This window comes from Chitinophaga sp. (genome assembly GCF_036566945.1).
In the GTDB taxonomy this organism is placed as follows: domain Bacteria; phylum Bacteroidota; class Bacteroidia; order Chitinophagales; family Chitinophagaceae; genus Chitinophaga.
The window spans coordinates 1-7,784 of the sequence record NZ_DATCVJ010000085.1; the positions used below are offsets into that span (position 1 = coordinate 1).

Annotated in this window: 7 protein-coding genes; 5 read left to right on the forward strand and 2 right to left on the reverse strand. The window is 46.0% G+C overall.

Annotation, left to right across the window (positions count from 1 at the left end):
• Positions 1–381 precede the first annotated feature (381 nt).
• Positions 382–684 carry a YtxH domain-containing protein gene (locus VIP81_RS02400; RefSeq protein ID WP_331956881.1) on the forward strand — a complete coding sequence of 101 codons (303 nt, stop codon included), beginning with the start codon at positions 382–384 and terminating at the stop codon, positions 682–684.
• Positions 685–799: 115 nt separating this feature from the next.
• Here the strand turns inward: VIP81_RS02400 and VIP81_RS02405 are convergent, their stop codons facing one another.
• On the reverse strand, positions 800–1,531 hold the full coding sequence (locus VIP81_RS02405; protein WP_331956882.1) for an SRPBCC family protein: 732 nt from the start codon (positions 1,529–1,531) through the stop codon (positions 800–802).
• Between the two features lie 271 nt (positions 1,532–1,802).
• Here VIP81_RS02405 and VIP81_RS02410 point away from each other — a divergent pair, with 271 nt between their 5' ends.
• Complete coding sequence (locus tag VIP81_RS02410; protein WP_331956883.1) at positions 1,803–2,657, forward strand: DUF1080 domain-containing protein; 855 nt, start codon at positions 1,803–1,805, stop codon at positions 2,655–2,657.
• A 254-nt stretch (positions 2,658–2,911) separates the two neighbouring features.
• Positions 2,912–4,132 (forward strand): DUF4272 domain-containing protein, encoded by a 1,221-nt coding sequence (locus VIP81_RS02415; RefSeq protein WP_331956884.1) that lies wholly within the window; start codon positions 2,912–2,914, stop codon positions 4,130–4,132.
• Positions 4,133–4,248: 116 nt separating this feature from the next.
• On the opposite strand, the gene VIP81_RS02420 is transcribed toward VIP81_RS02415, so the two are convergent.
• Positions 4,249–6,000 carry a DUF885 domain-containing protein gene (locus tag VIP81_RS02420; RefSeq protein ID WP_331956885.1) on the reverse strand — a complete coding sequence of 584 codons (1,752 nt, stop codon included), beginning with the start codon at positions 5,998–6,000 and terminating at the stop codon, positions 4,249–4,251.
• Positions 6,001–6,196: 196 nt separating this feature from the next.
• Between VIP81_RS02420 and VIP81_RS02425 the strand changes: the two genes are divergently transcribed.
• Complete coding sequence (locus VIP81_RS02425; protein ID WP_331956886.1) at positions 6,197–6,907, forward strand: RNA ligase family protein; 711 nt, start codon at positions 6,197–6,199, stop codon at positions 6,905–6,907.
• The coding region (locus VIP81_RS02430; RefSeq protein WP_331956887.1) for an AAA family ATPase at positions 6,891–7,784 on the forward strand (894 nt) is incomplete at its 3' end. The genes VIP81_RS02425 and VIP81_RS02430, both read left to right, overlap by 17 nt.

Consider the following 7,784-nt stretch of genomic DNA (forward strand, 5'->3'; position numbering starts at 1 on the left):
GATTTACTTTTTAATAAAATTTATTATTTCATTTCTTTCAATAAAGTTTGAAAAATACCAGAATGTAATTATTTTACTGCTCCGTTTGACTTTTATAAATTCCATTATCTAATACGCTTATCTTATCCACCTGCCGGGGCAATGTCAATTCTGATGTTGTCCTGGATAGCGTCTCCTCGATGTTTTACGTTATTGAAACTTTTCCTTCGACTTCATTTAAAAGCAGGTGGTTTTCTTTCTCCTTTTCTGACAATAACATTTCTTTAAGCATTATTTCCGTTTCCCCACTTTTTACTGGCCTGATATTTGAAAATTTTGGTTGCAAGTGTGAATTAAACCATGCACCCGAATCATTTGTTAAACCATAAAAATCCAATAATTATGTCTACAACGAAATTTTTAGCAGGCGCTATAGCCGGGTTAACTACCGGATTAGTCATCGGATTATTGACAGCACCGGACAGTGGCGATAGAACCCGCAAAAAAATCAAAACCAAAGCAGACGATTGGCGTCATAAAATCAATGGTCTGGTAGGACAAAGTGGAGAGGATTTATCAGAATTGAAAAGTGTTTTCGAACATGAGATCAGCGGTTTACAGGATGATGTTCGCGAACGGGTACTGAAGCTGATTAACAAAAGCCAGGGTACATTTAACAGGTTTAAAAGAGAAGCATTGTCATAGCATAAAGCTGAAAGGATAAAGCAAAAAGCTATTGAAGCGAATGAACAACGCGAATATATTTCCCGCATTGATCATTCGCTTCAATAGCTTTTTGCTTTAAGCTTTCCACTTTCCGCTAATTCGCAATTTCTCCTGTTTCCATATAGTTTTTAAACCGCCTGATATCTTTTACAATCATATTCTCAAAAGCAGGATTCAGCAACCATGCGAGGCCGGAACCTACATAGCCTGCCGGTGGCCGGTAAGTAATCATCACATCTATTTCAGTGCCGCCATTATGCGTTTCCCGGAACGTAACCCTGCCTGCAGTAGCAATAGACGATCCTGGTAAGGAACGCCAACCGATAATTTCTCCCGGTACTTCTTTCACAATCTCTGCATCCCACTCCAGGGTGCCAATGCCACCGGGACCTTTTACCACCCAATGAGAATGAAAGGGATCATTTTCTTCTACAGATTGCAGATGCTTCATGAATACCGGCAAATTATTCAGCTGCCGCCAGAAATAATAAACTTCCTCTTTGGGATTATCGATGCTAATAGAAGTTCTGATATTGACGGAAGCCGTATGCCTGTCAGGTTTCCTTTTGCCGATAAGACCGTTAATAAGATCATTACCGCTAATACCCCTGTAAAGCAAATAGCCCGCTCCCAGGAGCTTTAAAAGGCTCGAAACGGGGCTTTTATCTACTTTGCTGATGGCATTGCCTACCAGCCATGCACCCGTAAAAATAGATACGATTCTTCCTTCTGGGGTTACATTGATGATATTGGAACTCTCATATAATGGTCCGGCTTTAGGTTGTTCTGTGTTACGACCGTTTTGTTGTTGTGTTAAGGAATTCATATATACAGTTTGGGGAACTACCAGCGAAAACCCTGCACTTTTGTGTCAAAGCATTTAAATTATTGATATTTAGTTAGATAAATATATGTTTTATCCGTTCACTCCTGTGGCACATCGGATACGGTGCGTAATTTCTTACACACTATCGGCAAAGACCATTGCCGATCCTCATACAATATTGCCGGATCGTCATGGAATTCTACCCCAGTAGTTATTCAGCTTGTATTTCTCTATACTATCTGTTATCTTAACCGGCCAAATAAATGAACATATGAAAAAACTATTGACCGCGTTATTAGTATTGGCTGGTCTCCACAGCTCGGCCCAGAAAGAAGTGGCCCCCAATAAATGGCTGAAACTCTTTAACGGCAAAGATCTCACAGGATGGGACGTGAAAATAACCGGACATGACCTGAACGATAACTTCGGTAATACCTTTCGGGTAGACAGTGGCATGATGAAAGTAAGCTACGATCATTATGATGAATTTAAAGAACAGTATGGGCATATCTTCTACAAAAAGAATTTCTCTGCTTACCTCATCGTGGTGGAATATAAATTTACCGGCGACCAGGTAAAAGGTGGTCCGGGTTGGGCTTACCGCAACAGTGGTATCATGCTCCATGGACAAACTGCCGCCAGTATGACGAAAGACCAGAACTTCCCGATTTCTCTGGAAGACCAGCTCCTGGGTGGTAACGGCAAAGATGACCGCTCCACTTCTAATCTTTGTACGCCCGGCACCAACGTAGTAATGAATGGTAAACTGATCAAAGATCATTGTATCAGCTCAACTTCCAAAACCTATCATGGTGATGTATGGGTACACGCGGAAGCGCTTGTACTGCGCGATTCCGTGATCAAACACATCGTAGACAAGGATACTGTATTTGTATATAATAAGCCACAGGTAGGCGGTGGCGCTGTATCAAACGCTGACCCCAGCTTATTGCAGGAAGGCAGACTGTTAACAGAAGGATCTATCTCCCTGCAAAGTGAGAGTCATCCGGTAGCTTTCAGAAAAGTAGAACTGTTTGATCTTTCTCCTTACGTGAATGATCCCGTTAAACTGAATAAAATCCTGTACCTGTTGCAGCATCGTGCGGATGCGAAAAAGGGTAAATAATACTACCATGAGGGGGCCTTGGTGGTTTGGGTGGTTTGGGTGGTCCGGGTGGCCGGGGTGGTACACAACTGGCGGCCAGCAACAATACACAAACAGCCAGGACTGGCAAGGTTCTCTTTTTCATAATCTATGTTGTTTATACAGAATGAAATGGGCCATTTTTGTTAATAGTTTCCGGGAATTATGGGAATAAGGCAAAACCGATACCATTTTTGGCCGCTTTAAGCTACCTTTGGCCCCTCGAAAAAAACAGCATGGAAAATTGTACCCTCTATACGCACGAGATAGACATGGAGAAAGTGCTGACCCGCATGCGGGCGCATTTTGGAGAAAAGGCAGTAAAGGTAACAGGACCGGAACAACACTGGGAACAGTTAACCATCACATCAGGGAAAAAGCTGCTGCGTAAAGGTAATACCCTTACCATTAGCTACCGCCAACGGGCCACACCCGGCTATCAGCTGGTACGGAACGACGACCCTGTAACTATTAACCTCCTCGGCATGCACGCATTTGTGCAACAATTGCCGGCAGATAACCCCGCTTTACAGGAGCTCTTACTGGCCAAAGTCGCTACCCTCAACACCGAAGTAGTGATCCTCGCCGAACCTTCCTTTAACGGCGATCTCAGAGCCGCCATCATGGAACTGGCACATGAACTGGATGGCATCTTCTTCTGCGAAAATAACTTCATCTTCAAAACAGATGTACAAGGCTTCTGGGATAAAACCGGGGCATTGCTGCTAGATGTAAACGGACATTCCACCGCCACCAATCTCACGGTGAATATCCAGTCTGTTTATTTCGACAGCCAGGAAACACCTTCTACGGCTGCCATAGACAGAAAACAGCAAAACATTCAGTTACTGAAAGAGATGCAGGTAACGACTTCCGCGAACCTGCCCGTTATTGCAGATGAAAGCCAGGTGTCACTCCGCTCCATCACCGCAGTAGCAGAACGCGTAGCCGTACTTGCCGCTGTCAACACCGTGGCTTTCGGCTACCTGGAAGGAGCTGCTGTGATTAGCTACCTGCAGCAACATCAGCTCTGGGAGAAAACCACCGCCGCAGAAAAAGCGTTTCTGCAGGATCCGAAGGAAGAACAAAAAACAACGGAAACCTGGAAGTGTGAAGATATCTGGGTATTGTTGTGGGCCTTGAAAAAAGTGCCATCACTCGGAGAAATGGATGCACTCTGTAACCTGGACATGGTACCCGAAGAAGCATTCCCTTTCAAAGGACTGTCGGCCGATCCGGCTGCATTTTTAGCTGCGGCCACCGAATTACGCTCCGCTACTGAAATACTCGATGCCAACGATCTCTATTACCGCGCTCACTGGAGCTGTGTAGATGCTCGTATAAAAGGCGAAAAAGAACCGTTGCATCCGGGAATTGTATACGAAAGACATTATGCTTTGAACTGGCTGATCAACTATAGAAATCAGCTGTGGGACGATGTTACCTGCGATACATGAGCCGATTAGCTGTTAGCTGTTAGCTTTTAGCTTTTAGCAAATGCAGCGAAGATCATAATATGTTAATCTTCGCTGCATTTGCTAACAGCTAACAGCTAACAGCTAACAGCTAACAGCTAAAAGCCAAACGCTTGCCTGATATATTTCACCGGCGCACTACCGTAGCTCAGGAATTTTTCATTGAACGTTTTCAGGTGATAGTCTTTGCCCTGCTGCTTCTTGTAAGCTTCACGCAGATCTATAATTTCTTTATAGCCTGTAAAGTAGCTCGTCAGCTGTACGCTGCTCACGCTGACTCTTTTCCATTTTCCTTCTGCTTCTGCTGCCTGTTGAAATGCCTCTTTGGTTAGCAAATGGATAGCATCTTCCTTACTCATATCTTTTACATGTACACTGTAATCTAATATAGTATTGCATACCGTACGCAGATTCCATTTGTACCACATCAGCCACATTTCCGGTGCATCATTGCCATAGCCGTTTTCCAGCATCATTTGTTCGGTATATACCGCCCACCCTTCAATCATGGCGCCATTGCTCAGCAGGGATTTAATCATGCTGGGTGATTGATTGGAGTATACGAGTTGTGTATAGTGGCCGGGAATGGCTTCATGGATATCGAGTATTTGCAGGATATACTGATTGTATTCACGCAGATAGCTTTCTGCTTTTTCTTTTGACCATCCTTCCAGACTACCTACATTGTAATAGGTGTTGCCGCCTTTATCATAGGGACCAGGCGCACTGATGGAAGCACCCGCCACACCTGCCATATAGGCCGGCTCTTTACGCACTACCAACGGCTTGGTAGGATCGATATATAGCAGATCTTTTTCTTTGATGAAAGCGATGAGTGTTGGTAATTGTTTTTCGATGGCAGATTGAAACTCCTCCGGTTTCACGTGTTGTACGGAAAGTGTGTCTATCATGCGACCTACCAGCTCCAGCGAATCTGCCGGCATAGGCGCGTTACCAAAGTATTTAGGCCACAGCTGCCGGCTGATTTTGATCATCTCTCCGTGCACAAAAGTCTTGCGGGCTACCGCGGAATCATAGATCTGTTCGGCGGTAAAAGACGACTGTATATCGAAACCGAATTTCTTATCATAAAGCGCTTTACCCAAACGGAAGCTGCGCGGATGTTCAGGGTGCAGGGCTTTTAACCAGTCGGCATACGCCCGGATGGAGGTTGCAGCAGCCTTGGCACTGGCCACCATCGCGGTTTGTTCTGCGGCCGGAATGCTGGTTTTTTTCAACGAATCCGTAAAATCTTTTTCAAAAACAGACAAACCACCATTGTTCTGATCTATGGCCAGTGAAGTCAGTTCCGGAACCGGATCTTTGATCTGTTTTCTGGCTGCTTCGTAATAGGCAGGGACCTGTTGTAATCTGCTGGCAAAGCTGCGTAGCCTGGATTCCAGGGGGGCATAGTTTTCATTTAATATAAATGCAAACGTGTTGCTCACATTAAAGGAAGACGGATCCCACTCGCGGCTTTTCTGCTCATTGATAGCCCATTGTACCGATTGCAGATAGTTTTGCATCAGCTGGTAATCAATCTTGTTGGCATCATTCAAGGCGTTAAGATCAAAAGATTTCAGCGAATCCAGTTGTTGTTTTACAAAGGCAAGACTGGCCTGTTCGGCCGCACTATCCGGCACAATCAGCACGGAATCATAATTATGATAACCTACGCTGGTAGCCCAGTCTGGATTTACTTTCCAGAGTGCATCAATGAACTGCGTTTCATAATGAAGAAAGGCATTATTCAGTGTACTGTCGGAACCACTTGTTTTACTACCGCTGCCACTGTTGTTACAGGCAGCCATAGCTGCTAAGGCGGTAGCGCAAAGGAAAAATTTTCTCATGGTGATAGATGGTTGTTGTTATTTCAAAGCCCCGTAAGATACTATTAAATTATTTTCTTTACTTTTGCACCTCATTAATTATAAAACTGCAAACACTTGCGCCATGTAATGTCACAGGCATATTAACATCATTCCTTTCGCCGTTCCATTCCGGAACCGGCCTGTGATTTTATTGTTTAATTTAAACCCCGATAACATGGCAGTTTCTCAGAAATATGGCCGTACCTGGCATTATCCGTTTTCGCCGGGGACCAGCAGCGATGACCGTATTCAATACGAGTACTGGCAACAGCTGCAACAGATCCCTGTGTTAATTCATACGGAAAAACTCGACGGTGAAAATAATTGTCTTTCCCGTCATGGGGTGTTTGCGCGTTCCCATGCCGCGCCTACTACTTCTGCGTGGACAGAAAGCATCCGCCGTTACTGGCAAAGTATAAAGAATGATCTCGGTGATCTGGAAATTTTTCTGGAGAATTTGTACGCGGTACATTCTATTGAATATAAAAACCTGGATCATCATTTTCATGTATTTGGTATCCGGGAGGGGGACCGGTGGCTGAGTTGGGAAGAAACACACTTCTATGCCGCCATGCTGGACCTGCCGGTAGTGCCGGAAATTAAGCGCATAACGCCTCCGGCTACACGTAGTGAATTTGAACAGGATACGCTGTCGCTTGTCAGTGGCAGAGGAACCTTTGAGCCACATGATGTACATACCGGTCTCCCGGCTACGATAGAGGGAATTGTATCCCGAAACGCCGCCGGCTATGTGGTGAGCGATTTTGCAAACAATGTGTTTAAATATGTACGTAACGGACATGTAAAAACAGACCAGCACTGGACCCGTCACTGGCATCGTGCAAGGTTAAATAACGAAGGAGGTAACTATGTGGCAGCTCAGTGAAAATAAATCGTGGACATGGCTGGAACAAACCTTTGACTGGGTGCGTGTCATGCAGGAGGTGCCGCAGGATGCGCGCCATCATGCAGAAGGTAACGTAGCCATACATACGCAGATGGTACTGGAAGCCCTCGTGCAGCTGCCCGGTTATGCGGCGTTGTCGCCGCAGGACAAGGAGGTATTATGGGCGGCAGCCCTGTTGCACGATGTAGAAAAGTACAGCACTACTGTGATCGAACCAGACGGGCGTATCACTTCAGCAGGTCATGCCCGCAAAGGGGAGGGGCGTGCCAGGCAAATTCTTTACCGGGAGGTGCCTACGCCTTTTGCGCTGCGGGAGCAGATCGCCAAACTGGTCAGGTATCATGGCCTGCCGCTGTGGGTATTCGAAAAGCCGGACCCGCAGCGAGCCGTTATCATTGCCAGCCTGGAAGTGAATACACAACTCCTGGCCATGCTGGCCCGTGCCGACGCATTGGGCCGCATTTGCTCCGATCAGGCCGACCTGTTATACCGGGTGGATTGCTTTGAAGAACTGTGCCGGGACAATCATTGCTGGGGGCAGCCCCGTGCTTTTGCCACACCGCAGGCGCGTATGTATTACCTGCTGAAAACAGACAGTCCTCCGGACTATGTGCCCTTTGAACAGCCGCAAACGCCCGTCGTGATGATGAGCGGTTTGCCGGGAGCCGGCAAGGATACCTATGTGCAGCGACATTATCAGCAGTGGCCGGTCATTTCTCTCGATAATATCCGTAAGGAAATGAAAATAAGCCCCACCGACAAAAGCGGCAACGGGCGGGTGATTCAGGCCGCGAAAGAACAGGCAAGGGTGTATTTGCGCAACCAGCAACGGTTTGTATGGAATGCCACCAATATT

Excerpts from the sequence above, each read along its gene's own strand:
- VIP81_RS02400 (WP_331956881.1), top strand. The coding sequence starts at position 382 with ATGTCTACAACGAAATTTTTAGCAGGCGCTATAGCCGGGTTAACTACC.
- VIP81_RS02405 (WP_331956882.1), bottom strand. The coding sequence starts at position 1,531 with ATGAATTCCTTAACACAACAACAAAACGGTCGTAACACAGAACAACCT.
- VIP81_RS02410 (WP_331956883.1), top strand. The coding sequence starts at position 1,803 with ATGAAAAAACTATTGACCGCGTTATTAGTATTGGCTGGTCTCCACAGC.
- VIP81_RS02415 (WP_331956884.1), top strand. The coding sequence starts at position 2,912 with ATGGAAAATTGTACCCTCTATACGCACGAGATAGACATGGAGAAAGTG.
- VIP81_RS02420 (WP_331956885.1), bottom strand. The coding sequence starts at position 6,000 with ATGAGAAAATTTTTCCTTTGCGCTACCGCCTTAGCAGCTATGGCTGCC.
- VIP81_RS02425 (WP_331956886.1), top strand. The coding sequence starts at position 6,197 with ATGGCAGTTTCTCAGAAATATGGCCGTACCTGGCATTATCCGTTTTCG.